Source organism: Nocardia sp. 852002-20019_SCH5090214, from assembly GCF_001665865.1.
In the GTDB taxonomy this organism is placed as follows: domain Bacteria; phylum Actinomycetota; class Actinomycetes; order Mycobacteriales; family Mycobacteriaceae; genus Nocardia; species Nocardia nova.
Map to the genome: position 1 here is coordinate 18,002 of NZ_LZMK01000037.1, position 23,872 is coordinate 41,873.

20 protein-coding genes are annotated in these 23,872 nt (G+C 69.2%); 13 read left to right on the plus strand and 7 right to left on the minus strand.

Annotation, left to right across the window (positions count from 1 at the left end):
- Nucleotides 1-16 precede the first annotated feature (16 nt).
- Nucleotides 17-1,156 (plus strand): phosphotransferase family protein, encoded by a 1,140-nt coding sequence (locus A5780_RS04245; RefSeq protein ID WP_064907765.1) that lies wholly within the window; start codon nucleotides 17-19, stop codon nucleotides 1,154-1,156.
- A 7-nt stretch (nucleotides 1,157-1,163) separates the two neighbouring features.
- On the opposite strand, the gene A5780_RS04250 is transcribed toward A5780_RS04245, so the two are convergent.
- The gene (locus A5780_RS04250) at nucleotides 1,164-2,066 is read right to left on the minus strand and encodes an alpha/beta fold hydrolase (protein ID WP_064907766.1); all 903 of its coding nucleotides are present in this window, start codon (nucleotides 2,064-2,066) and stop codon (nucleotides 1,164-1,166) included.
- A gap of 81 nt (nucleotides 2,067-2,147) precedes the next feature.
- Between A5780_RS04250 and A5780_RS04255 the strand changes: the two genes are divergently transcribed.
- From A5780_RS04255 to A5780_RS04275, 5 genes are all read left to right on the plus strand, one after another.
- Nucleotides 2,148-2,735: a TetR/AcrR family transcriptional regulator gene (locus tag A5780_RS04255; RefSeq protein WP_064907767.1), complete on the plus strand. Its 588-nt coding sequence runs from the start codon at nucleotides 2,148-2,150 to the stop codon at nucleotides 2,733-2,735.
- Nucleotides 2,736-2,958: 223 nt separating this feature from the next.
- A complete protein-coding gene (locus tag A5780_RS04260; protein WP_063016742.1) occupies nucleotides 2,959-4,074 on the plus strand; it encodes a GGDEF domain-containing protein in 1,116 nt (371 codons plus the stop codon).
- Between the two features lie 65 nt (nucleotides 4,075-4,139).
- Nucleotides 4,140-5,045, plus strand: coding sequence for an RNA polymerase sigma factor SigJ (sigJ, locus tag A5780_RS04265; protein WP_064907768.1), 906 nt, complete (start codon nucleotides 4,140-4,142; stop codon nucleotides 5,043-5,045).
- Nucleotides 5,046-5,125: 80 nt separating this feature from the next.
- Nucleotides 5,126-5,695 carry a cupin domain-containing protein gene (locus tag A5780_RS04270; RefSeq protein ID WP_231982845.1) on the plus strand — a complete coding sequence of 190 codons (570 nt, stop codon included), beginning with the start codon at nucleotides 5,126-5,128 and terminating at the stop codon, nucleotides 5,693-5,695.
- A 112-nt stretch (nucleotides 5,696-5,807) separates the two neighbouring features.
- Nucleotides 5,808-6,107, plus strand: a complete 300-nt coding sequence (locus A5780_RS04275) for a hypothetical protein (RefSeq protein ID WP_063016746.1) — start codon at nucleotides 5,808-5,810, stop codon at nucleotides 6,105-6,107.
- 52 nt (nucleotides 6,108-6,159) lie between these two features.
- Here the strand turns inward: A5780_RS04275 and A5780_RS04280 are convergent, their stop codons facing one another.
- Both A5780_RS04280 and A5780_RS04285 read right to left on the minus strand, forming a co-directional pair.
- The gene (locus tag A5780_RS04280; protein ID WP_231982846.1) at nucleotides 6,160-6,987 is read right to left on the minus strand and encodes a bifunctional 2-polyprenyl-6-hydroxyphenol methylase/3-demethylubiquinol 3-O-methyltransferase UbiG; all 828 of its coding nucleotides are present in this window, start codon (nucleotides 6,985-6,987) and stop codon (nucleotides 6,160-6,162) included.
- Nucleotides 6,988-7,042: 55 nt separating this feature from the next.
- A complete protein-coding gene (locus A5780_RS04285) occupies nucleotides 7,043-8,572 on the minus strand; it encodes a CdaR family transcriptional regulator (RefSeq protein WP_064904366.1) in 1,530 nt (509 codons plus the stop codon).
- A gap of 200 nt (nucleotides 8,573-8,772) precedes the next feature.
- Here A5780_RS04285 and A5780_RS04290 point away from each other — a divergent pair, with 200 nt between their 5' ends.
- Together A5780_RS04290 and A5780_RS04295 are read left to right on the plus strand one after the other, a co-directional pair.
- Complete coding sequence (locus tag A5780_RS04290; protein ID WP_063016795.1) at nucleotides 8,773-9,219, plus strand: GreA/GreB family elongation factor; 447 nt, start codon at nucleotides 8,773-8,775, stop codon at nucleotides 9,217-9,219.
- A 45-nt stretch (nucleotides 9,220-9,264) separates the two neighbouring features.
- Nucleotides 9,265-9,516, plus strand: a complete 252-nt coding sequence (locus A5780_RS04295; protein ID WP_030516939.1) for a hypothetical protein — start codon at nucleotides 9,265-9,267, stop codon at nucleotides 9,514-9,516.
- Nucleotides 9,517-9,522: 6 nt separating this feature from the next.
- Here the strand turns inward: A5780_RS04295 and A5780_RS04300 are convergent, their stop codons facing one another.
- Nucleotides 9,523-9,765 (minus strand): hypothetical protein, encoded by a 243-nt coding sequence (locus tag A5780_RS04300; RefSeq protein ID WP_227463174.1) that lies wholly within the window; start codon nucleotides 9,763-9,765, stop codon nucleotides 9,523-9,525.
- Between the two features lie 237 nt (nucleotides 9,766-10,002).
- On the opposite strand from A5780_RS04300, the gene A5780_RS04305 reads away from it, so the two are divergent.
- The 3 genes from A5780_RS04305 (at nucleotide 10,003) to A5780_RS04315 (ending at nucleotide 14,275) form a co-directional block, all read left to right on the plus strand.
- A complete protein-coding gene (locus tag A5780_RS04305) occupies nucleotides 10,003-10,872 on the plus strand; it encodes a class II glutamine amidotransferase (protein ID WP_064907769.1) in 870 nt (289 codons plus the stop codon).
- Between the two features lie 91 nt (nucleotides 10,873-10,963).
- Nucleotides 10,964-12,487 (plus strand): acetyl-CoA acetyltransferase, encoded by a 1,524-nt coding sequence (locus A5780_RS04310; RefSeq protein ID WP_064907770.1) that lies wholly within the window; start codon nucleotides 10,964-10,966, stop codon nucleotides 12,485-12,487.
- 30 nt (nucleotides 12,488-12,517) lie between these two features.
- Entirely contained in the window at nucleotides 12,518-14,275 is a 1,758-nt protein-coding gene (locus tag A5780_RS04315) for a DUF3556 domain-containing protein (RefSeq protein ID WP_063016756.1), read from the plus strand.
- Nucleotides 14,276-14,304: 29 nt separating this feature from the next.
- Here A5780_RS04315 and A5780_RS04320 read toward each other — a convergent pair whose 3' ends face one another.
- The gene (locus A5780_RS04320; protein ID WP_064907771.1) at nucleotides 14,305-16,602 is read right to left on the minus strand and encodes a hypothetical protein; all 2,298 of its coding nucleotides are present in this window, start codon (nucleotides 16,600-16,602) and stop codon (nucleotides 14,305-14,307) included.
- Between the two features lie 290 nt (nucleotides 16,603-16,892).
- On the opposite strand from A5780_RS04320, the gene A5780_RS04325 reads away from it, so the two are divergent.
- Nucleotides 16,893-17,888 carry an SMP-30/gluconolactonase/LRE family protein gene (locus A5780_RS04325; protein WP_231982847.1) on the plus strand — a complete coding sequence of 332 codons (996 nt, stop codon included), beginning with the start codon at nucleotides 16,893-16,895 and terminating at the stop codon, nucleotides 17,886-17,888.
- A gap of 37 nt (nucleotides 17,889-17,925) precedes the next feature.
- On the opposite strand, the gene A5780_RS04330 is transcribed toward A5780_RS04325, so the two are convergent.
- The gene (locus tag A5780_RS04330) at nucleotides 17,926-19,674 is read right to left on the minus strand and encodes a serine/threonine-protein kinase (RefSeq protein WP_064907798.1); all 1,749 of its coding nucleotides are present in this window, start codon (nucleotides 19,672-19,674) and stop codon (nucleotides 17,926-17,928) included.
- Nucleotides 19,675-19,784: 110 nt separating this feature from the next.
- The gene (locus A5780_RS04335; protein WP_063016801.1) at nucleotides 19,785-21,047 is read right to left on the minus strand and encodes an MFS transporter; all 1,263 of its coding nucleotides are present in this window, start codon (nucleotides 21,045-21,047) and stop codon (nucleotides 19,785-19,787) included.
- Nucleotides 21,048-21,567: 520 nt separating this feature from the next.
- Between A5780_RS04335 and A5780_RS04340 the strand changes: the two genes are divergently transcribed.
- Nucleotides 21,568-23,439: an amino acid transporter gene (locus tag A5780_RS04340; protein ID WP_231982850.1), complete on the plus strand. Its 1,872-nt coding sequence runs from the start codon at nucleotides 21,568-21,570 to the stop codon at nucleotides 23,437-23,439.
- Nucleotides 23,440-23,872: the final 433 nt, after the last annotated feature.

The following is a 23,872-nucleotide window of genomic DNA, read 5'->3' on the forward strand; positions in this document are numbered from 1 at the left end:
TGAAAGGAGGCAGCCAGTGGCTACCGAACCGACCGTGGAGAACGTCAGCCGGCTGCAGAGCTCGAGCCGCGACGTCACCCAGTTGCCCTCGATCCTCGCCGACTGGCTGGCCACGGTCATGCCGAACGGGCAGCGGCCCGAGATCACCGTGGTCGGCGGGATCGACGCCAACGGCATGTCCTCGGAGACGATCGTGCTCACCGCCCACTGGGACGACGACGGCGCGCCCGTGGACCGGAAATGGGTGATGCGGGTGGCGCCCACCGAGGCCGACGTCCCGGTCTTTCCGGTCTACCGCCTGGATCATCAGGCCCAGGTGATCGAGGCCGCCGGTACGAGGGCCGGCATTCCGGTCCCGCGGGTGCGGTTTCTGGAGAACACGGGAACGGTGCTGGGGGCGCCGTTCTTCATCATGGACTACGTCGAGGGAATCGTCCCGCCCGATGTGATGCCGTATACGTTCGGCGGCAACTGGTTCTACGACGCGGCCCCCGAACAGCAGCGCGAACTGCAGGACGCCACCATCGAGGTGCTCGCGAAGCTGCACTCGATTCCCGACGCGGACAGCGCATTCGGGTTCCTTGTCGCCGACCGCGCCGGCGACACCGCGCTGGGCAGGAATCTGGCCTGGCTGCGGGCGTGGTACGAGTTCTCGGTCCCCGACATCGGCGGTTCAGCGCTGGTCGAGCGCGCCTTCGACTGGCTCGACACCCACTGGCCCGAGCAGATCGCGGCCGGTGAGACCGTGCTGTTGTGGGGTGACGCGCGGATAGGCAATGTGCTGTACCGCGACTTCCGTCCGGCCGCGGTCCTCGATTGGGAGATGACCACGGTGGGCCCCCGCGAACTCGACGTCGCGTGGTGTGTGTTCGCGCATCTGGTGTTTCAGGAGTTGAGCGGGCTGGCCGGGCTGCCGGGGTTGCCGAATGTGCTGCGCGAGAACGATGTTCGCGACACGTATCGTCGCCTCACCGGTGTCGAACTCGGTGACCTGCGGTGGTTCTACGTCTACTCGGCCGTGGTCTGGGCGTGTGTGTTCCTGCGCACCGGCGCCCGCCGGGTGCACTTCGGGGAGATGCAGCGACCCGAGGATGTCGAGTCGCTGTTCTACCACGCGGGGTTGCTGCGCCGGCTGATCGGGGAAACGGCGCAGTGAACCGCGGCTACCGGCCCGGGCCGAGGTAGTCGAGGATGATCCGGTCGACCTCCTCCGGCTTCTCCAAATGCAGGAAATGCCCCGCGTCGGCGATGCGGACGACGCGGCTTCCCGCGGGCAGGTGGCGCTCCAGATCGTGGAAGAAGCCGGGGCGCAGGCATCCGTCGGTGGCGCCGTAGAGCTGCAGTATGGGGTGGATCGGTGGGCTCATCAGCAGTCGGTCGAGGTCGCGGGGTCGCGTCGGCCGCGGCCGGACCAGTTGCCGGTAGTAGCCGATGATCGCCGAGCGGTGTTGCAGCGGTGCGGCCGCGGCGAGGTGAGCGAGGTCGTCGGTGGCGTCGTAGCCGGGAGACCATCGCCGCCACAGGAATGCCGTCATCGAGGTGAACAACCGTTCGGGAACGGCCGGGAACTGGTTGGCGAGGATGTACCAGCTGTTCACCGACTGCGCCAGCGTCCGCCCGACCTGGCGGGCGAGGTCGCCGCGGGTGATCCGCACGCTCGCCAGGGGCGGAACGGCCGCGGCGACGAAGGCCCGGAACGGTGATTCGGGCAGTGCGGCAATGGCATTCGCGGTGAAGGCGCCCCAGTCGTGGCCGATGACGACGGCCCGGTCGGCGCCGAGGCGTTCGGCGATGCCGAGAGCGTCGGCGACGCGCGAGCCGGTCGACAGGTCACCGTCGGCCGGCACCGACGACGGAGCGTATCCGCGGCTGAACGGTGCGACGGCGTAGTACCCGTGCTCTGCCAGTGCGGGTCCGAGATGGCGCCACGTCCAGGCGGTGTCGGGGTAGCCGTGCAGGCACAGTGCGAGCGGCGCCGCGGGGTCGCCCCAGGTGAGGGCGTGCAGGGTGACCTGTCCCAGATCGAATTCGGTGCGCCCCGGCGCGGGAGTGGAGGTGGATGCCATCGTGCCTCGTCGGTCGTTCCGCACCCGCTGGGTCCGGCGTCGGCTTTGCTGTTTACAGGCGTATATCCTAGTGTCTGCCCCATGGTGGAGGCCGCGATACATCCTCGCCCGCCCCGGCGCTCTCTGGCCGGGCGCTCCGCCGAGACCGTGGACCGCCTGCTCGACGCCGGTCTGGACGTGCTGCGCGAACAGGGCTACGACCAGTTGTCGATGCGGGAGGTGTGCCGGCGCGCCGGTCTCACCCACGCCACGGCCTACGGCTACTTCTCGGCGAAACAGCATCTGGTGGCCGAGGCGTACTGGCGCCGGATCCGCACCTGGTGTGCGCGGCCGGTCACCGGAGATACGCCGACGCAGCGGCTGGCGGCCGTGTTCATCGAGATGGGTGACCTGATGGCCGAGGAACCGGAACTGAGCCTGGCCGCCTCCGCCGCGATCCTCAGCCACGACCCCGACGTGTCGGCCCTGCGCACCCGCATCGGTGCCGCCCTGAGCGAGCGCGTCCGCACCGCCCTGGGCGACGCGTGCACCGGCGAGCTTCTCGACGCCCTGACCATCGCCGTCAGCGGGGCGATGATCCAGGCCGGGATGGGCTACTACAGCTACCGGGAGATGGCGAACCGGCTGACCTCGGTGGCGCGTCTGCTGCTGGCGGCCGGCGATCGCTGAGCCGATGCGCGCGATCCCGGCGAGGCGGCACGCGCGGGATGCGCGCGGGCCGGTCGCTCGCGGCGGCCGTCGCGCAAGTGCCACATTTTTGCCCGATGGGCCCGAGTTGCCGGTCTAGACTGCTGCGGATCAGCTGGTGAGATTCCTGAGGTCCTCGCACAAGGATTCTCGCACCGGTAACGAGCGACGGCCGGGCAACCCGGCCGGGTGCGAGGGTGAGTCGATGAATGGCGGCAAGACACTGCGGGCCTGGTGGAACGATCCGGTCGACTACTGCTGGCTGGTACGCAGCCTGACGGCCCGATCGGCGCTGGGTCCGCTGAAAGTGCTGGTCGGTGTCGCCGGGGCGATGATCGCGGCGATGGGAGCGGTGATCACGGGCTCACCGGTGGGACCGCCCGGCCATCCCGGCGTCGCGTCCGCGGTCGGAGTGTCGTGCGGGGTGCTGTGGGCACTGCGCTGGTGGCTGCTGCGCTGGCCCGGCAAAACCGAATCGCTGCTGCTGATCGGCGGCGCCGATGTGCTGTTCATCCTGGAATTCCTGCAGGTGCCGGATCGGGTGTTCGCGGCGATGGGCACGGTACTGCTCGTGGTCACCGGCAGCTACCTCGGCTTCTTCCACAATGCGCGGGTGCTGGCCGCGCATTCGGCGTGGTCGCTGCTGGCGGTGGTCGTGGTGTCGGTGCGCATCGCCACCGGCGGCGGGCAACTGCGCCTGGCGCTCGCGGTCGGGCTGCTGCTGTTCGTGTCGGTGGTCAGTGCCCTGCCCGCGTTGCAGATCCTCTACTGGCTGCTGCGCACCGAATCGCTGTCGGACCCGCTCACCGAACTGCTGAATCGCCGCGGCCTCGAGATTCGGCTCCCGCTCCTGGTCGACCGGCACCCGGCGATCAGCGTCATGACCTTCGACCTCGACAAATTCAAAAGCGTCAACGACACCTGGGGTCACCGCGTCGGTGACACCGTGCTGGCGCGAACCGCCCGGCGCCTGCACGAGGCGGCGGGACGCTCCGCGGTGGTGGCTCGCACGGGCGGAGAGGAATTCGTGGTCGCCGCGCCGATCGCCGCCGATCTCGCTCGCGCGGAGGCCGAGCGCCTGCGCCGCACGGTCGCCGAACCGTCGGACACCACGGTCGAGGTCACCGCGAGCGTCGGTGTCGCCGTCTACGACGCCAGAATCTGCCCGCAATGTCCGCGACCGACCCCGGACCGGCTGCTGCAGTCCGCCGACGCCGCCATGTACCGGGCCAAACAGGCCGGGGGAAATCTGGTGGTGCTCGACGATCTCACCCCGCCGCCGGATCACCACCGGGCAACCGGATCACCCGTCCGCGGGTGATGTCACACCCGGGCGGTTCGGGGACTCTGTGGTGGCAGACGATCGAACGGCCGAGGAGGTTCACCATGGCGTCGACGCCGCAGCATGCCGCCGGCGACGAGCTCACCGATCGGTTTCTCGCCTACCGCGAGCTGCTGTTCTCGGTGGTTTACACCATGCTCGGCAGTGTCGCCGACACCGAGGACGTGCTGCAGGACGTGTGGCTCGCGTGGGCCGGGCGGCATCGCGATCCCGGCGCCGAGCCGGTCGAGAACCCCCGCGCCTACCTCGTCCGGGTCGCGGCCAACGCCGCGCTGGCCAAGCGGGCCGAGGTGAACCGACGCCGCGAGACCTACGTCGGCCAGTGGTTGCCCGAACCGCTGGTGTCCGGGGAGGAGGCGAGCGCCGGCGTCGAACGAGCGGAGTCGCTGTCGATGGCGTTGCTGGTGGTGCTCGAGACGCTGTCACCGCTCGAGCGGGCCGTCTTCGTCCTGCACGACGTGTTCGGCTTCGGTCATCCCGAGATCGCGCGGATTCTGGATCGCAATCCGGCGGCCGTGCGCCAGCTCGCGGCCCGCGCTCGCCGCCATGTGCACGCCCGGCGTCCGCGCCATCGCGCCGCCCCCGCGGTGCACGCCGAGGTCACCGAACGATTCGCGCGTGCGGCACTCGGTGGTGACCTCCCCGCGCTGCTCGAGGTTCTCGCACCCGAGGTGACGCTGTGGACCGACGGCGGCGGCAAGGGACCGGCCACGAGCCTGCAACCGGTGCACGGCCGCGACGCGGTGGCCGCACTGTTCGTCTCCGTCGCCGCCACCGTGCCGGCCGGGCTGGATCTGCGCTACCGCCGAGCCGGGGCGGATCCGTGTGCCCTGGTGTTCACCGGTCGCAGCCCGCTCGCGGTGGTCGTGGTGGACCTCGAACCGGAAGGCGGCCGGATCACCGCGATCTACTCGATCACCAACCCGGACAAGCTGAACGGCGTCCGGTGACCGCGATGTCACACACGCGACCCGCCACACCTCTTCGGTAGCGACCGGAGCGGTTCCGGGAAATGAGTGAGGAGATCGCTGTGACCATCGCGAACAACACCGAGGCCCTGCTCGTCCGCCACGACGACGCCGAAACACTCGACACCATGGGCGTCCGGCTGTATGCCGATCACGACACGACCGGCGGGGTGCTCAGCGCGAACCGGGCGTTCCTGCCGGCCGGCGCCGACGGGCCGCCGCCGCACTATCATTCGACCTCGGCCGAACTGTTCTACCTGCTCGGCGGACGGCTGCGGGTGCTCGCCGGAGACGAGATCCACGAGATCGGCGCGGGAGATTTCCTGCTGATCCCGCCGCACACCACCCACGCCTGGGCGGCTCCCGCGACCTCGGCGGCGGATGTGCTGATCGTGTTCACCCCCGGGATCGAGCGGTTCGACTACTTCCGGCTCGGCGACCGCATCCGCCGGGGACTGGCCGATCCGGCCGAAATATTGGACACCCAAGAGCGATTCGACAACCACTTCGTCGACAGCCCGATCTGGCGGCAGGCCACCCGCGGCGACGAACGCCCCGCACTCGATCACGACCAGCACCGCGGCGACTTCCTCACCGCCGACGTCTTCCACATACGGTCCGGCGGTGAGTGACCGGCCGGTGTGAATCCGCGGCGGGCGGTGTGGGAGCAACCCCTTCGCAAATGCCTCGATGCCTGCGAGGATACGAAGTATCGAGGGAGCCGTAGCGAAGGGAGCAACGCCGATGACGAGCAGTGGGCACACCACCCATCCCGGACACGAGCACACCCACGGCGAGGGCTGCGGGCACGTCGCGGTGCCGCACGGCGACCACGTCGACTACCTGCACGACGGCCATATCCACCGAGTGCACGGGGACCACGTCGACGAATGCGAACCGAGCGGGCACACCGAACACGCCGGACACGAGCACGTGCACGGCGAAGGCTGCGGGCACGTCGCCATCCCGCACGGCGATCATGTCGACTATCTCCACGACGGGCATCGGCACGCGCCCCACGACGGCCACTACGACGAACACTGACAGCGACACCCGCTACCGGCTGTTCGGCGAAAGCCCACGGCGCCGGCGTGTTTCAGCAGTCGTCCGGTTTCGATGCCCGGAGCGAGAACAGCAACGGAACCCGCGGCTGCCCGGGCGGCAGACGGTACCGGCCGCCGTCCCCGACCAGGTTGCGGAACCGCGGATACAGGGTGAAGTCGTGTTCGTGGAGGAACTCCAGGCGCAACCCGGCACCGGCGAGTGCGCTGATGATGTCGCCGATGCCGTGCTGCCACTGCACTGTCATGTTCGCAGTGGTCGCCGCGTCCGGGTCGGTGTAGGTGCCGGGCTCGTCGAACACCTGCGGCGCGGGATCGAAATAGTCGTAGGCGACGGTGCGGCCGTCGGCCTCGGCGAGAATGTCGCCGAACGGGTGGAATTCGGTCAGGTAGACGAAGCCGCCCGGCGTGAGCAACTCGGCCACCACCGACGCCCAGCGCACCAGATCCGGCAACCAGACCAGGGCGCCGACACCGGTGTAGACGATGTCGTAGCGGTCGCGGTCCAGTGCCGTCACCGCGTCGTAGACGTTGGCGGTCACGAACCGCGCGCCGGTGATACCGATGCGGGCGGCCAGGTCGGTCGCGGTGCGGACAGCGGGCTCGGAGAAGTCCACGCCGGTGACGCTCGCACCGCGACGCGCCCACGCCAAGGTATCGGTGCCGATATGACATTGCAGGTGCAGCAGGCGTTTTCCGCGCACGTCGCCGACCTCGTCGGGTTCGAAGTCGCGCAGCGCTTCGGCGCCGGAGACGAAACCGTCCAGATCGTAGAACTCGCTCGTGACGTGAATCGGTACGCGCTCGTCCCAATTGGCGCGGTTGAGTTCCACCCACTTGCCGGCTTGCGCGTCGATGCTCACGCCGCGCGACGTTAGCCCGGCTGAGGCACCGCCTCCACCGATTTTCCGCCCGAGCTCAGCCGGTGTGGATCGACAAGGCGATGAGCATCGCCGTGCGTTTGGCCGGATCATCCGGGTCGAGAAAGTCCAGCTCGCGCATGCGCCGCATCCGATGACGCACGGTATTGGGGTGCACGGCCAGGGTGCGGGCTGCGGTGGCGGGATCGCCGTGGGCTTCGAGCCAGGCCTTCAACGTGGGCAGGTACTGGGTGCCGGCCCGCTCGTCGATCTCGGCCAGCTGGGCGACGGGATCTCGGGACGGGAGCCGGCCGGTGGAGGCCATCGAGCGCAGGCGCTGGATCAGGACCCGGTCCCAGGCGGTGTCGTAGCAGGCCGGTTCCGGGGTGGCGGTCGCCGGCAGTGCCATGCACTCGTCGGCCTCCTGGCGGCTCGCGGGCAGCTCCCGCGCGTCGGCGGTGCCGCCGATTCCGGCGACCACGGTCATGTGCGCGGGCAGGCTCGCGGCGATGTCGGCGATCCACCGGTACGCCGGCGCCGGGTCCTCACCGGCCGGCAGCAGCGTGTAGACGGTATTGCCGAACAGCGTGCTGCGACCCACGCGCGACCAGCCGAAACCGGTGGTGGCGCGCTCGAACGCGAGCAGGATGCCGGCGTTGCGTTCCTGCTCGGCGTGGGCCTGCAACGCGATGACACGCAGATCGCGCGCCGGGATGCCGAGCTTGCCGATCGCGGCCTCCGCGTCGGGACTGCCTTCGATCAGTTCGATGACCAGCTCCGACTCGACCTGCCGTTCCAGATCGGCACTGACGCGCGACCGCAGCAGATGCAGCGCGACGGTGTGCGCGCCCTCCTGCAGGATTCTGGCCCGATCCGCCGAGAGCGGCTCACGCCCGGACACCCACACCGAACCCAGCAGCTCCCGGCCCGCGCGCACCGCGGCCACGGTGCGCCCGTGCAACCCGTGCTCGGGCGCGGGCGGGATGTAGCGCGGCGCGTCGGAGCGCGCGAGATGGGCGAAAATGCCCTGCTCCTCGAAGAATCGGCGTACCCGATCGGGCATGCGGCGGCCCAGAATGGTGTCCGAGCGCACCGGGTCGGTGTCGTGGTGCGCGGTCGAGTAGGCCATCACGCGCGAGAGCTGATCCTCGATCGTGACCGGCCCGTCCAGGGACGCCGAAATGGTGTCGGCCAGGGCGAACAGGTCGCTGGGACCGCGCCCGGATTCGGTTTCGCGGCCCTCGAGCACGAGCCCGTAGACCACCGAGGCGATCTGGCTCCAGGACACGCTCGGATCGACCGTCATCAGAGCCGGGCCGCGATCGTCGAGCAGCTGCCGGATCCGGGCGTCCGGTGTCTCGGAGGTGCGGGCCACGATCACGCCGGCGCGGGCGTCGATGCCCAGGGCGAGCGCTTCGGCCAGGTCGGCCGCGCCGACGGCGAGGAACACGTCACCGGTGGCCGCGTGCGGGCGAATCGGATCGTGGACCGCGACGCTGTGGATCTCGACGGTGCGGTCCACGACGGTGCCGTGCAGGCGGGCGCCGTAGCGGCTCACGATATTGATCAACCGATCCAGTTTCACCATCGGCGCAGATCACCGCTCCTTCCTGGACAGCGGGGCGAGCGCCACGCTGTTCGCCACTGACAATCTGTGCGATCGAGATTGTTTTCTGCTGACAATGTAGCCGGTGTGCCGGCGGGTCACTCTGGAGATGGACCTCGGTGCGGCGGATGTGGTGCCGTCCGGGGTCCGGGGTGTTGTCGGCAGTGGACGAAGAGAATGAGATGACCGGAACGGAAGGCGTCTGGTTGACGCAGGACGCGTACGAGCGGCTACGGCGGGAATTACTGGAGTTGCGGTCGGCGCAGCACGGTCCCGGGGACGAGGACGGACAGTCCGCGGCCGGGCGGCGGTTGCGCCGGCTGGAGTTGGAGGAGTTGCTGGATCGTGCCGTGGTCGGGCAGGCGCCCGCCGACGACGGCATCGCCGAACCCGGGATGGTGCTGACCGTCCGGTTCGACGACGAGCAGACCGAAACCTTCCTGCTGGGCCGGCGCGACGGTGCCGACACCGAGGAGCTGGAGGTCTATTCGCCCGAGTCGCCGCTGGGCAGCGCGCTCACCGGTGCCCGGCCCGGGCAGGTGTGCTCGTACCGGATTCCCAGCGGGGCGTCGGTGAACGTGACATTGCTCGAGGCGGTCCCCTACGGCATGCACCTGCGACGGCGTTGATCGCGGTCGGCCGCGGCGGACTGGGCCGGAAAGTGAGGTCGTGAAATGGATTGGCCACATCTGCTCAGGTTCGTCGGTGTCACCGTCGCGTTCTCGGCACTGGTACTGCTGGTTCTGGTGCCGCGGAAGGTGACGCGCCGACTGTGCTCGCACTGCGGGCACTCCAATATCGTGCACGACCCGGTATCGGGCCGCTGCCGCAGCGCCGTGGACGCCGGAGTCCTGGTCTCGCGCGACGGCGGCGCCGGGCCGGCGGCCGAGCGCTGCCGATGCCAGGACTATCGCGGCGAACGGTGACCGGCCTCAGGAGGGGGTGCGGCCCGGTTGCCGGCGTCCGGCGAGGAAGTAGGCGATCGGCACCGTACCCGCCGAGTTGAGCAGTGTCACCGCGGTCGCCCACCGCAGTTTCGACCCCCGGATCTCCGCGGCCGGCCGGCGCGCGATATCGATCAGCGCCGCGATTTTCAAGATCCCTTCGACCACCGTCGCGGCCACGATCAGCCGCCGTGTCCGCTCGTCCAGCTCGCTCCACCGTTTCCTCGCCACGAGCACCCCTTTCCGGTTCCGCCACATTTTGATCACCTCATAGTGCACGGCGGGCAACCGCCGATCCAGGGCCGAAGGGCCTCGCGTTTCGCCGCACCCGGGTAGGGTCGGTCCGGCGGCCGTGGCCGCGTCATCGGCGAGAATCCCCGATGGCCGTGCACTGAATATCGAAGCGCGACAAGCATTTTCGTCCGAGGCGGATTATCGGTCCGTGCCGGCGCGGCGAAAGGTGAATCGATGTGCCGATTGTTCGGGCTCAGCGCGGCACCGCAGCGGGTGCACGCGACATTCTGGTTGCTGGAGGCCTCCGACAGCCTGGCGCGGCAGAGCCGCCGCGAACCCGACGGCACCGGGCTGGGCACCTTCGAACCCGACGGCCGGCCCCTGGTGCGCAAGCAGCCCATCGCCGCCTACGACGACAAGCAGTTCGTGCGCGAGGCCATGGAGTGCGAATCGGCGACCTTCCTCGCCCACGTGCGCTACGCCTCCACCGGGGCGACGGTCGCGGCCAACACCCACCCGTTCGAGCAACACGGGCGGCTGTTCGCCCACAACGGTGTCGTCGGAGGTCTGCCGGAACTGGAACGCGCGCTGGGTGACTACCGCGATCTGGTCGCCGGGCAAACCGATTCCGAACGGGTCTTCGCGCTCGTCACCCGATGCATCGACGAACACGACGGCGATGTCGTCGCCGGGATCGGCGCGGCGGTCGGGTGGATCGCCGACAACCTGCCGGTGTTCGCGCTGAACTTCGTGCTCACCACCGCGCAGGATCTGTGGGCCCTGCGCTATCCCGACACCCACGACCTGTTCGTCCTCGAACGCGCCGCGGGCGGACCCGGCGGCGGCAAACACCTCGACCACGCCGGCACCGGCCCTATCCGCGCCCACTCCCCCGCGCTGGCCGACCATCCGGCCGTGGTCATCGCCACCGAACGCATGGACAGCGATCCCGGCTGGTGTGAGCTGCCGGTGGGCCGGTTGCTGCACGTGGGACCCGATCTGGTGACCGCCCGCCACACCGTCGTCGACCACGCGCCGCGGCACCGGCTCACTCTCGCCGATCTCGGCGAGCACGCCGCGGCCTCACAACGGGCCACCACCTGAGACAAACGTCTGTAACAGGTTCTATTTCCCGTGTTACTGTCACTGCCATGAGACGGGCAGCCGGCACGACCGCACGCAGTGGTGGGGTCCGCTGATGGTGGATTCGCGTACGCCGGTCGTCGTGGGCGTCGGACAGGCCATCGACCGCATCGACAGTTCCGAATACCGGCAGATGTCGTCGGTCGACCTCGCCGCCGCGGCCGCCCGCGCCGCCCTCGAGGACACCGAGGTCCGCTACGCCGACGCCGCCGCGAGCGTCGAACTCATCGCCGGGGTGCGCCAATTCGAAATCTCGGCGCCGGTGCGCGCCCCGCTCGGCCGCTCCGACAACTACCCGCGCTCGGTGGCGCGGCGACTGGGCATCGACCCGGCCCGCGCCGTGCTCGAGGTGGTCGGCGGGCAGGGGCCGCAACATCTGCTCACCGAGTTCGCCGCCGACATCGCCGCCGGGCGACTGGAATCGGTGCTCATCACCGGATCGGACGCGATCTCGACCGAGCGCCACTACGCCGGGCGAGACGACCGACCCGACTTCACCGAAACCGCCGCCGGCCAGCTCGAGGACCGCGGCTTCGGATACGAATCGTTCGTCGACGACAACCTGATCGCCCACGCCGTCATGGGCGCACCCACCCAGTACGGCCTGCTCGAGAACGCCCGCCGCGCGCGCGTGGGCGCGACACCGCAGCAGTATCGCCTGGAAATGGGAAAACTGCTGGCGCCGTTCACTTCCGTGGCCGCCAAGAATCCTCTCGCCGCCGCACCGGTCGAGCGCAGCGCCGAGGAACTGGCGACCGTCACCGACTCGAACCGGATGATCTGCGACCCGTTTCCACGCCTGATGGTGGCCCGCGATCTGGTCAACCTCGGCGCCGCGGCCGTGGTGATGTCGCTGGGCAAAGCCCGCCGGCTCGGCGTCCCCGACGACAAACTGGTGTATCTGCGCGGCCACGCCGACCTCGAGGAGCAGACCCTGCTCGCCCGCCCCGACCTCGGCGCCGCGCCCACCGCGTGGACGGCGGCGCGAGAAGCGTTGCGGGTGGCCGGAATCGGGCTCGACGACCTCACCACCCTCGATCTCTACAGCTGCTTCCCCGTCGCGGTGTTCAACTTCTGCGACGGCACCGGACTGGCCACCGACGACCCGCGCGGGCTCACCGTGACCGGCGGGCTGCCGTTCTTCGGCGGCCCCGGAAACAACTACTCGATGCACGCGATCGCCGAGACCGTGGCCCGGATGCGTGACCAGCCGGGCGCTTTCGGCCTGGTGGGCGCCAACGGCGGCATCATGAGCAAATACTCGGTCGGGGTGTATTCGACCACGCCGGCGCCCTGGGAGCCCGACCGCAGCGCACACCTGCAGCGCGCCGTGGCGTCGGCCCCGCAGGTGCCCAGCCGGGCGCGCGCCGACGGGCCGGCCCGGATCGAAACCTACACCGTGCGCCACGCATTCGAGCCGCGCACCGGACTGGTCGTCGGGCGCCTGCACGCCGACGACAGCCGGTTCCTGGCGATCATGGCGCCGGAAAGCCTTGCCGCGGTGGACGATCCGATCGGCCGCGACATCCTCGTCACGTCGAGCGAGAAGGGCAACACCGCGGTCATGGTGCCGTGACCGGCCGCGGACGCGGGAACGGAGAGATTGATGGGGTTCGTCCAGCCGGAACTGCCGGTCGTCGATCAACAGCAGTGGGAGAACAGCGGCCGCAGTGAGCGCATCCGGCTCATGGCGCGGCACTGGGCCGAGGTCGGCTTCGGCACACCGGTGGTGCTGCATCTGTTCTACGTCGTCAAGATCTGCCTCTACATCCTCGGTGGCTGGCTGTTCGCGCTGAGCACCAGCGGCATCGACGGATTCACCGATGTGGGCAGCTGGTGGTCGGAACCGATCGTGTTCGAAAAGGCCGTGCTCTACACGATGCTGTTCGAGGTGATCGGGCTCGGCTGCGGATTCGGGCCGCTCAACAACCGCTACTTCCCGCCGATGGGATCGATCCTGTACTGGCTGCGGCCCGGAACGATCCGGCTCCCACCGTGGCCGCGCGTGGTCCCGCTCACCCGCGGCACCGCCCGCACCCCGGTCGACGCCGCGCTCTACGCGCTGCTGCTGGTGGTGCTGCTGTGGGCGCTGCTGTCCGACGGCACCGGCCCGATCCCCGCCCTCGACACCACCGTCGGACTGTTGCCGGCCTGGCAGGTCGGCCTCGTCGTCGCCGTGCTGGCGGTGCTGGGACTGCGCGACAAGGTGATCTTCCTGGCCGCGCGCGGCGAGGTCTACGGCTCGCTGGCGGTGGCGTTCCTGTTCGGAGGCGCCGATGCGATCCTGGCCGCCAAACTCGTCTTCGTCGTCATCTGGATGGGTGCGGCGACCTCGAAACTGAACCGGCACTTCCCGTTCGTGGTCTCGACCATGATGTCCAACAGCCCGATCGTGCGCCCGCGATGGCTGAAGCGCCGCTTCTTCGCCGACTTCCCCGACGACCTGCGGCCCGGCTGGTTGTCGCGATTCGTCGCCCACAGCGGCACCGCGGTCGAGATGTGCGCGCCGATCGTGCTGTTCTTCTCCCACGGCGGCCGGCCCACCGCGGTGGCGGCGGTGATCCTGCTGTGCTTCCACCTGGCGATCCTGACCGCCATCCCGATGGGCGTACCGCTCGAGTGGAACGTGTTCATGATGTTCGGGCTCGGGGTGCTGTTCGTCGCCCACGCCGACATCGGCTTCGCCGACGCCACGCATCCCTGGCTGCCGGTGCTGCTGTTCGCGGTCCTCGTCGCGATCGTGATCACCGGCAACCTGCTGCCCTCCCGGATCTCGTTCCTGCCCGGGATGCGCTACTACGCCGGCAACTGGGACACCACGGTGTGGTGCGTCAAACCCTCGGCGGCGCAGAAGATCGACCGCAACATCGTCGCGATCGCGAGCATGCCGCAGGCGCAGATGGAGCGCTACTACGGCAAGGACCGGGCCCAGATCCCGCTGTATCTGGGCTACGCCTTCCGCGCCATGAACACCCACGGCCGCGCCCTGTTCACCCTCGTGCACCGCGCCATGCCCGCCGGCCGCGAGGACGAATACACCATCACCGACGGTGAACGCATCTGCAGCACCGCCATCGGCTGGAACTTCGGCGACGGGCACATGCACAACGAACAACTCATCGCCGCCCTGCAGCAACGCTGCCACTTCGAACCCGGCGAAGTGCGGGTCGTGCTGCTCGACGCCCAGCCCATCCACACCCAGGTCCAGGCCTACCGCCTCGTCGACGCCGCCACCGGCGAATTCGAAAGGGGCACAGTCCGAGTCGCCGACATGGTGGAAAGCCAGCCGTGGGCCGACAACCTCCCCGTCCACGTCACCAGCACCGCGGGCCCGGCCGTCACGGATTCGCACCCAGCTCCCTGACGACCTCCTCGGCGACGGATCGATCGGCATCAGAACGTCGGAATGGCCTTGGACGGAGTCAGTTTGCTGGTCCCCAGCCAGTACTCGGGCAAGGCCATCTTCCGCAGAATCTCCGACGCGGCCGGCAGATCCTCCGCCTGTGCGGCCGCGAGATAGCTGCGGCTGAGATGCACATTGATGAAGCGGTTCATCAATGCCGCGCGCTCGGGTTCGACGGTGCCGGTGATTCCGGGCAGCGTGGTCGCCGAACCGGTGGCGACCTGGTTGATTCGTTCGATCACCGGCTTGCTCGGGTTGGCGAAGTAGGCGCGCAACAACGCCTGCTCCTCGGCGTCGAAACTGCTGAACCGCAACTGCGGGTCGGCGAACCGGCGGTTGGCCAGCCGGTGGGCCGTGCGTTGGAACAACGCCACGTTCGCCGGTGTGCGCCCGAGTTTGAGGACGTTCATCGAGGCGATCGCCTGGCCGAGATGTTTGTCTCCGTCCCACATGTTGGGGCCCCAGCTGGTGCGGTAGTTGTAGGCGCGAATGGCATCCAGACGCATCTGCTTGTCGGTGAAACCGGCGCTGGTCAGGGCGGAATCGGCGTCACCGAGGCCGCCGCCGCGGTCGACGACGCGATCCACCGCGACCGCGGCGCCCAGCGGCGTGTGGCCGTATTCGCCGGCAGCCGAGCGAGCCGAGTCGATGATCTGTTCCCTGGTCCGGTTGTAGTTCAGGATCCAGCCTCGGCGCCCCGACTCCGCGGCGATGCGCATATTGGCCGTCTCCGCGTCCTGCCGCAGCCGCGAGCGCGAGCTGAGCGGAAAACGCCTGCGCCCCATCATGTATTCGGCCACCGGGTTCGCGTTGACGGTATTGATCGCCGCCAGCGCGGTGAGCAGCCGCTCCGAACCCGAGGGCGCGCCCGCGGCCGTCGCCGCAGCCGCACCACCGGCACCGGCCTGCCCGCCCGCGAGAACCGAACCGATCCGCGCCACAGCCTGATTGCCGCGCGCGGCGACGTTCTTGCCCACTCGGCGCAACAACACCACGCCGACGACCATCACCGCACCGCCGACGAAGATCACCTCCATCCCCTGGCCGGGGGTCTGCCGGAACAGATCGTCGAGCACCAGCGCGTACACACCGAGATAGATGGTGAACGCGACCATCTTGCCCGCCGAGACGAACGCGTCGACCAGATTGCGGACCAGGAAGGTCTGCGTCGGCCCGTAGACGAAACCGCCTGCCGCGAAACCGAATATCGCCATGAACGCGTGATAGATCGCCTCGGCCGCCGCCACCACGATCTTGCCCGACAGATACACCCCGAACAGCAGCAGCACCGCCGCGAACAGCAACAGCAGCAGACCGGTGCAGACCTGCCCGGCATTGGGGTTCTGAGATTTGGTGTAGGCCGCGGTATCGCCGCAGCGCTGCATGCCGCTCGCGACACGGGCGTCACTGCCCGCCGCGACTCCTGCCGACCATTCGGCCCGGCACGCCGGTGAGCGATCGACGACATGCCCGAAATTCCAGACCTGCAACGGGTGGCGCACGAAATTGTCGGCCAGCGTGTTCTCCATCGTGGCAATCACCGATTGGGGATTGGGATTCGCATCGCCGTTCAGCCCGGCCGCCACCGCGACTCCCACATCGCGGCCCTCGGCGAGCAGCCCGTGGGGCGACAGCACATCGGCCATCGGATGCGCGAGATAGCCGACCCCGAACAGCGCGACCGCCAGCATCGTCAGCACCTGCAGCGTGGCCTTGCTGAACAGCCCCCGCAGGACGAACCACGCGACGAAGAACGCGCCGACACTGGCGGCCACCGTCATGACCATCGGGGTGCCGATCTGTCCGGCGAGGGTATCGGCGACCTCGGTCAGCGGCACCGAGACCAATTGCAGCCAGCGAAAACTGATCGCGTACCCGATCAGCCAGATCGCGGTGACAGCGATCGCCATGAAACCGGCGAACTCCAAATCCAGCACCGTCGACAGCGCGGTGTTCCCAGGGTGCAGCAGGCTGCCGTGGTTGGTGGCGAAGACGTAGTCCGAGACCGCTGTTCCGGACGAATCCCGCACGTCCATCCAGCCGATCGCATCGATTGTCGAGGCACCCGCGGCGTCGGTCCGCGACTGCGCGCTCGCTACCGCACCCACACCGATCGGCGCGACGAACAGCAACAGGACCGTCAGCAGCAGCCACGCCGCGACCCGTCGTCCCCGGCTCGCGCCGAGACACCGCGCCCAGCGCCCGGCCACGACTGCGGGCCGCCACCGCGCCGTATCCCAGAAATCGCCCTCCGCACCGCTTCGCTCCGGAGCCCTGACACTCGTCACACCACTATCCCGTCGAAACCGAAACCAGGACCGGCGGAACCACGCGCCGGCGCCGCCACATGCCGACAGCGCATCGACGTGCTCGCCGGCGCTGATGATCACCGGGCACTGTACGGCCGGGCGGGAAGGCCGTAACCCGTTGCGCTCGAGGTGATTCCATCGACCCGCTCGGCGCGGCGACTACTGTGCACCACCGACCGCCGGGCCTGCCCGCCGACACCGGGGTGATCACCCGCCTGCGCCGGAGGTGGTGACGCCTCGGGACCGCCGCCCGGTGGATATGGTGAGTCATGTCTTTCCAGCCGACCCGGTGGACTCCCCCGCCGGCGCCCGCCCGGGCGCGCGCCCCGCACAGCGATCCGCCCATGCCCGACCTGCGGCTGCTCGAACTGCCCGGGGACGGTCCCGAGGATGTGGTGCTCGCACCCGACGGGCGGGTCGTCACCGGCATCGCCGACGGCGCCGTCCTCGCGGTCGACCCGGCCACCGGTGCGGTCGAGCAGATCGCCCACACCGGCGGGCGGCCGCTGGGCCTGCACGCCGAGGCCGACGGATCGCTGCTGATCTGCGACGCCGAGCGCGGACTGCTGCGCCTGGACCGCCCGCACGGCACCGTGGAAACCCTGTGCGACCGGGTCGACGGCGTAGCGCTGAACTTCGCCAGCAACGTCGTCGCCGACACCGACGGCACCGTGTACTTCTCCGAATCCAGCCGCCGCTACCCGCTCGACGACTACATGGGCGACATCCTCGAACACTCCGGCACCGGCCGGCTGTTCCGCCGCTGCCCCGACGGCCGGGTCGAAACCCTGGTCGACGGACTGCAATTCGCCAACGGGATCGTCCTGGCCTCCGACCGCTCCTGTGTGCTGGTCGCCGAAACGGGCGGCTACCGCATCGCCCGCCACCACCTCACCGGCCCCCGCGCCGGCGAGACCGACCATCTGGTGGAGAACCTGCCCGGCTGCCCGGACAATCTCGGCCTCGGCAGCGACGGCCTCGTCTGGGCCGCGCTCGTCACACCGCGAAACCCGGTGCTGGACACGTTGCTTCCGCTGCCCGGTGTGCTGCGCCGCTTCGTGCGCGCCATCCCACCGGCCCTGCAGCCCAAACCGGCCCGCACCGTCTGGGTACAGGCCTACGACTTCGACGGCACCCTCGTCCACGACCTGCAACGCGAACCCGACCGGTACGCGATGGTCACCGGCGTCGCCGAAACCGACGGGACCCTGTACCTGGGCAGCCTCAGCGAACCGGCGATCGCGGTGGTGCGCCTGCCGTCATGAGACGGCCGAGGCGACAACCGTTGTGCCGCAGCCGGTTTCACTGGCGCCGCAGTGTTCCCGTGATGGCGCCGATCGGGCCGGTCATCGAATAGGCGACGGTGTGGTCCGGGTTCAGGGTGAGGGTGGAGGACTGGCCGTCGTCCATGCAGGTCGCGCCCGAGACCAAGCGGGCCCGCAGCGTGATCGCAGAATCGCTCGCCGAGGTGAGGGTTTCGGCGCGCCGGCAGGTGAGACCACTGGTCCGGCCGGTATTGCTCGCCGTACCCAGTTCCGTGCCCACCGCGCCCGCGCGCAGGGTGACGACGATGTCGTAGGTGGCCAGCCCGTCGGTGGCGGTGCCCTTCCAGGTGCCCGCGTAATCGGCGGGCAGCGCCGCCAACTCGCTTCCCGCGACTGTCGTCTCGGCGGCGGTGGCCTCCGGAGCCGACGTGTCCTCGGTCTCGACCGAGGTTTCGGTACCGGGAGCAGACGCCGGCCGATCCGATGACGCGCTGCGGAAGGCGAGCGTGGCACTGATCACCGCCGCCGCCACCAACACCACGGCCAGGCATCCGATCATCACCAACCGGCGCCGCGACGAATTGCTGTGTGCGGGAGGGCTTTCAGCGTGTGCGCCGGCCTGGGTGTAGCCGTGGGGATCCCATGGTGCGGACGGTTGCGACGGCGCGCCGGGCCACGAACCCGTCCGCCCGGGCATACCGGTGTTCGGGAAGTGGCCGGGGGTGAAGGTCGATGACCGGCCCGCATCGCCCGGAAGCGATCGCCGTACGGTCGGCGGTGACGCCTCGGTCGGCGGCACGGGCGTGTGCGGGTGCCCTACGGCGCCGGAGCCGATCAGCGTGGAGGGAAGGTCGGGCGCGCTCTGCGGCGTGACCGGCGGAACGTTCGGCACCGGACCGTAATCCAGATCCAGCAGCATCACCGCCTGACGGCTGATCGCCTCCAGGATCGGTCCCGGCAACCACCCCGACCGGGCGTCACCCAATGCCACACACTGCCTTTCGACCTCGGCTGGCGTCGGGCGATTACCGGGTTGTTTGTCCAGGCATGCTCCCGCGAGCGGACGCAACGCCGCCGGCAGGCCATCAAGGCGCGCCGGTTCCTGCATCACCCGCCACAGCATCGGGATCGAATCACCCGAACCGAACGGCCCACTGCCGCTGGCGGCATACACCAGCACCCCGCCGAGGGCGAACACATCGACCGCCGGCCCCACCGGCGCATCGCCCGAAATATGTTCCGGCGCCATATAACCCGGCGAACCGATCACCTTGCCGGTCGTGGTCAGCGTGCCGTCGTCGTCGGCGGCGCGGGCGATACCGAAATCGATCAGCCGCGGCCCGTCGAGAGTCAGCAGCACATTGGACGGTTTCAGATCGCGGTGCACCACCCCGGCCGCGTGCACATCGGCCAGCGCCCGCGCCAGGCCCGCGGCCAGAGGAACCAGCGCCGATTCCGGCAACGGCCCGAACGAGTCCACGGCCTCGCGCAACGACAACCCCGCCACGTACCCGGTGGCCAGCCACGGCCGCTCCGCCTCCACATCGGCGTCCAACACCGGCACCGCATGCGCGCCCGTCACCCGCCGCGCGGCGGCCACCTCCCGCCGGAACCGGGTGCGGAACTCGGGATCATCCGACAGATCCGGTCGCACCACCTTCACCGCGACGGTGCGGCCACCGGCGTTGCGGCCCAGATAGACTCGGCCCATTCCGCCGGAGCCGAGTACCCCGAGCAGACGGTAGGGGCCGATGGTCGCCGGATCACCGGACTCCAGTGGGAGCATCTGGACTCGTCGTTCCTTCCCGGCCGTGCCCTGCCGCGTGCGGGCTCGCTCGATCACACACGAGCGCGGCATCCGCCGCAAGCGGTGGACCTAGGCAAGCTCCGGAAGCTCTAGCTGGGCTGCGGAACCGGTTCCTCGTCGGCCGCGTCGGGAACCTCGGTGCCGGCCAGCGAGACGCCCGCGGTCTCGCGCAGGAAGAACCAGGCCACCAGGCCGACCAGGCACGCGCCCACCATGTAGTAGGCGGGGAACAGATGCCAGCCGGTGGCGTCGATGACCGACTCGTTGATCAGCGGTGCGGTACCGCCGAACGCGGCGGTGGAGATGTTGTAGCCCAACGCGAATCCCGCGTACCGCACCTGCGTCGGGAAGATCGCCGGGAAGGTCGCCGAGATCGTGGACAGCTGGGGAACGTAGAGCAGGCCCAGCACGACGAAGCCGACGATCGCCCACACCGCGCCCTGAGCCATCAGCCAGTACATGGGGATGGCCAGGATCGCCAGCCCCACCAGCGACACCAGCCACATCGGCCGCCGACCCACCCGGTCGGAGACCGCACCCGACACCGGCAGCACCAGCGCCATCACGATCTGGCCGACCAGCACCATCGCCGTGGTCTCGGAATCGCCCATGCCCAGTGTGTTGTGCAGATAGGTCGGCTGATACGCCAGCAGCGTGTAGTTGACGACGTTGAGTGCGACCACCAGTCCGGCGATGGTCAGCAGTTCGCGGCGGTAGTCGCGCAGCAGCACCCGCAGCCCGCCCTGGGCCTTCTGATGCTCGGCGACCTCGGTGAACACCGGCGATTCGTCGAGCTTGCTACGCAGATACCAGCCGATCAGGCCCAGCGGCACCGCCAGCAGGAACGGAATGCGCCAGCCCCACGATTGCATCGCGTCGTCGGAGAGCAGAACCTGCAGGATCAGTACCACCGTGGAGCCACCGACGAATCCGGACAGGGTGCCGAATTCGAGGAAGCTGCCGAGGAATCCGCGGCGGCGCTCATCGGTCGATTCCGCGATGTAGGTGGCCGCGCCACCGTATTCGCCGCCGGTCGAGAATCCCTGCACGACGCGCAGCAGGATCAGCAGGATCGGCGCGGCGATACCCACCGCCGAATGGGTGGGCAGGATGCCGATGCAGCCCGTGGCCGCGGCCATCAGCAGGATCGTGGTGGCCAGCACCAGTTTGCGGCCGACTCGGTCGCCGAGCGGGCCCCACACCATGCCGCCGATCGGGCGCAGCACGAAGGAGATGGCGAAACCGAGCAGCGTGCCCAGCGTGCCCAGCGAGCCGGGGAAGAACGCGTCGGTCAGATAGGAGGCGGTGGCCGCGTAGACGCCGTAGTCGTACCACTCGGTGGCGTTGCCCATGGCCGCGGCGGCCACCGAACGTCGTTGCTGGGCGTGCGGCAGGCTGGTGCTCACGCGCGCTCCTCCTCACCTGTTTTCGGTTGCTGCGCGCCCGGCCGCGATGCCGCGACGTGGGACACGAAACACTCGGGTACCCGGTGGGTGGTCCGGCAAACCGGACGCGGGCAGCGCGGCCGGCTCGGTCGGTGGGATCCACCTGCGATGATATCGGGGTGGGTGACTCCCCTCACAGCGCGACGCGGCCGGTGAACGGGAGTCATCGGCCGGTCCTGCGCCGGATTTGCCGGATTGCGTGTCTGATTTGCCGTTTTGTGCTGTCGTGCACGACATCCGGTCTGCGTGGCTGCGGTGGCGGCCCACGTACATTGACGCGGATATCGCTGGACTCCGGGATGCCCGGACAGATGCTCCCGAGGGGGATCACGTGACCGCCACCGCCACCGGACGACCGCGTTCGGCTTTGACGGACTGGTTGCTGCAGGGCGCCGACGAGGACCGCTACTCCCGCCATCCCGGCCCGATGGTGAAGCAGGCCGAAGAGCAGCATCAACGGTCGTGGTGGCAGGTGATGTGCCTGACCGGTGTCGACTACTTCTCCACCCTCGGCTATCAGCCCGGCATCGCCGCGCTGGCCGCCGGCGTGCTGTCCCCGCTGGCGACGCTGGTGCTGGTCGCGCTGACGTTGCTGGGCGCGCTGCCGGTGTATCGGCGAGTGGCCCGCGAATCTCCACACGGCGGCGGTTCGCTGGCCATGTTCGCCGATATCCTGCCCCGCTGGACCGGCAAACTGTTCATCCTCGTCCTGCTCGGATTCGCCGCCACCGACTTCGTGATCACCATGACGCTGTCGGCGGCCGACGGCGCCGCCCACATCGTCGAGAATCCGTTCGTGCCGCAGGCGCTGCACGGGCACGGGCTCGCGATCACCCTCACCCTGCTGGCACTGCTGGCCGCGATCTTTCTCAAAGGATTCGCCGAGGCGATCCGGATCGCGATCGGGCTGGTCGGGGTCTACCTGGCGCTGAACCTGGTGGTCGCTGTCGTCGGGGTGTGGAAGGTCGCCACCGCCTCGCACCTGGTCGTCGACTGGGGCCACGCCATGACCGCCCAGCACGGCAGCGTCTTCGCGATGGTGGGCATCTCGCTGCTCGTCTTCCCCAAACTCGCGCTCGGACTCTCGGGTTTCGAAACGGGTGTGGCGGTGATGCCGCAGATCAAAGGCGGCCCCGGCGACACCGAGGAGCATCCGGAGCAGCGGATCGGCGGCGCGCGCAAACTGCTGACCACGGCCGCGCTGATCATGAGCGCATTCCTCATCGTCACCAGCTTCATCACCGTGGTGCTGATCCCGGAACGCGAATTCGAATCCGGCGGATCGGCCAACGGCCGCGCGCTGGCCTATCTGGCCCACGAGTATCTGGGCAACGGATTCGGCACCGTCTACGACATCTCCACCATCGCCATCCTGTGGTTCGCCGGCGCCTCGGCCATGGCCGGACTGCTCAACCTGGTGCCGCGGTACCTGCCCCGCTACGGCATGGCGCCGGAATGGGCGCGCGCCACCCGTCCGCTGGTGCTGGTGTTCGCGGTGATCGCTTTCGGCATCACCTGGTACTTCGACGCCGACGTCGACGCCCAGGGCGGCGCCTACGCCACCGGTGTGCTCGTGCTGATCACCTCCGCCGCCGTCGCCGTCACCCTGTCCGCGGCACGAAAACGCCAGCGCGGCAAGGTTTTCGGATTCGGTGCCGTGGCGGCCGTATTCGTCTACACCACCATCGCCAATATCGTGGAACGCCCCGAGGGCGTGCAGCTGGCCTCGCTGTTCATCATCGCCATCATCGTGGTGTCGTTCGTGTCGCGGGCGCGGCGCGCGTTCGAGCTGCGGGCCATCGAGGTCGACTTCGACGACAAGGCGGCCTGGCTCATCGACAAGATCGCCGCCTCGGGCACCATCCGCATCGTCACCCACGACCTCGACGACGTCGACGCCCGCCGGCCCGACGACTACCGGCAGAAGGAAGCCGAACAGCGGATCGAAAGCCACATCCCCGCCAAGGAGCCGATCCTGTTCCTCGAGGTGATCGTCAAGGACGCCTCGGAATTCTCCACCGACCTCAACGTCGGCGCGGTCGAGATCGACTGCTACAAAATCCTCTCCGTCGAAGCCGCCGCGGTGCCCAACTCGATCGCCGCGATCCTGCTCGCGATACGCGATCGCACCGGCATGAATCCGCACGTGTATTTCGAATGGACCGAGGGCAATCCGCTGCTCAACCTGCTGAAATTCCTGTTCGTCGGTGAGGGCGAGGTCGCGCCGGTGACCCGGGAGATTCTGCGGCGCGCTGTCGCCGATCCGAATCAGCGCCCGCACGTACACGTCGACAGCTGACCGGGCGCTCGCAGGAGGCAGTGCGTGGTCGGCGAGACCTCGGCATATCGCGGGCGAACGCGCCCGTCGCCCCCGCGAGAGCCCACGTGCGGTTGTGTTGGGACAATAGGGCGGGCCGACGGTGCGATCGTCGGGGGCTGTGGCGGCCCGGACGCGCGTGAACCGGACAGCTGGTGTTTGCGCAACGGTAACCCCAATGTGAGAGAACCGGACGTCCGATAGCCGGGAACGGGAGAGGCAGGCAGCAACGTGATCGTCGGTTCGCAGTCGGGCGCGGGCGCTACCGGCGCGCCACTCACCGCGCCCTCGGGCAGCGACACGAATGGTGAGCCCCCTGAACCCACAGCCTCTGCGGACTCCCCGGTCTCGACGGACTCCCAAGCGTCCGCGGGCTCCCCGGTCTCGACGGACTCCCAGACCGCGACGGACCCCG

Excerpts from the sequence above, each read along its gene's own strand:
- A5780_RS04250 (WP_064907766.1), bottom strand. The coding sequence starts at position 2,066 with ATGGCATCCACCTCCACTCCCGCGCCGGGGCGCACCGAATTCGATCTG.
- A5780_RS04255 (WP_064907767.1), top strand. The coding sequence starts at position 2,148 with ATGGTGGAGGCCGCGATACATCCTCGCCCGCCCCGGCGCTCTCTGGCC.
- A5780_RS04260 (WP_063016742.1), top strand. The coding sequence starts at position 2,959 with ATGAATGGCGGCAAGACACTGCGGGCCTGGTGGAACGATCCGGTCGAC.
- sigJ (WP_064907768.1), top strand. The coding sequence starts at position 4,140 with ATGGCGTCGACGCCGCAGCATGCCGCCGGCGACGAGCTCACCGATCGG.
- A5780_RS04275 (WP_063016746.1), top strand. The coding sequence starts at position 5,808 with ATGACGAGCAGTGGGCACACCACCCATCCCGGACACGAGCACACCCAC.
- A5780_RS04285 (WP_064904366.1), bottom strand. The coding sequence starts at position 8,572 with ATGGTGAAACTGGATCGGTTGATCAATATCGTGAGCCGCTACGGCGCC.
- A5780_RS04290 (WP_063016795.1), top strand. The coding sequence starts at position 8,773 with ATGACCGGAACGGAAGGCGTCTGGTTGACGCAGGACGCGTACGAGCGG.
- A5780_RS04295 (WP_030516939.1), top strand. The coding sequence starts at position 9,265 with ATGGATTGGCCACATCTGCTCAGGTTCGTCGGTGTCACCGTCGCGTTC.
- A5780_RS04305 (WP_064907769.1), top strand. The coding sequence starts at position 10,003 with ATGTGCCGATTGTTCGGGCTCAGCGCGGCACCGCAGCGGGTGCACGCG.
- A5780_RS04315 (WP_063016756.1), top strand. The coding sequence starts at position 12,518 with ATGGGGTTCGTCCAGCCGGAACTGCCGGTCGTCGATCAACAGCAGTGG.
- A5780_RS04325 (WP_231982847.1), top strand. The coding sequence starts at position 16,893 with ATGTCTTTCCAGCCGACCCGGTGGACTCCCCCGCCGGCGCCCGCCCGG.
- A5780_RS04330 (WP_064907798.1), bottom strand. The coding sequence starts at position 19,674 with ATGCTCCCACTGGAGTCCGGTGATCCGGCGACCATCGGCCCCTACCGT.
- A5780_RS04335 (WP_063016801.1), bottom strand. The coding sequence starts at position 21,047 with ATGGGCAACGCCACCGAGTGGTACGACTACGGCGTCTACGCGGCCACC.
- A5780_RS04340 (WP_231982850.1), top strand. The coding sequence starts at position 21,568 with ATGGTGAAGCAGGCCGAAGAGCAGCATCAACGGTCGTGGTGGCAGGTG.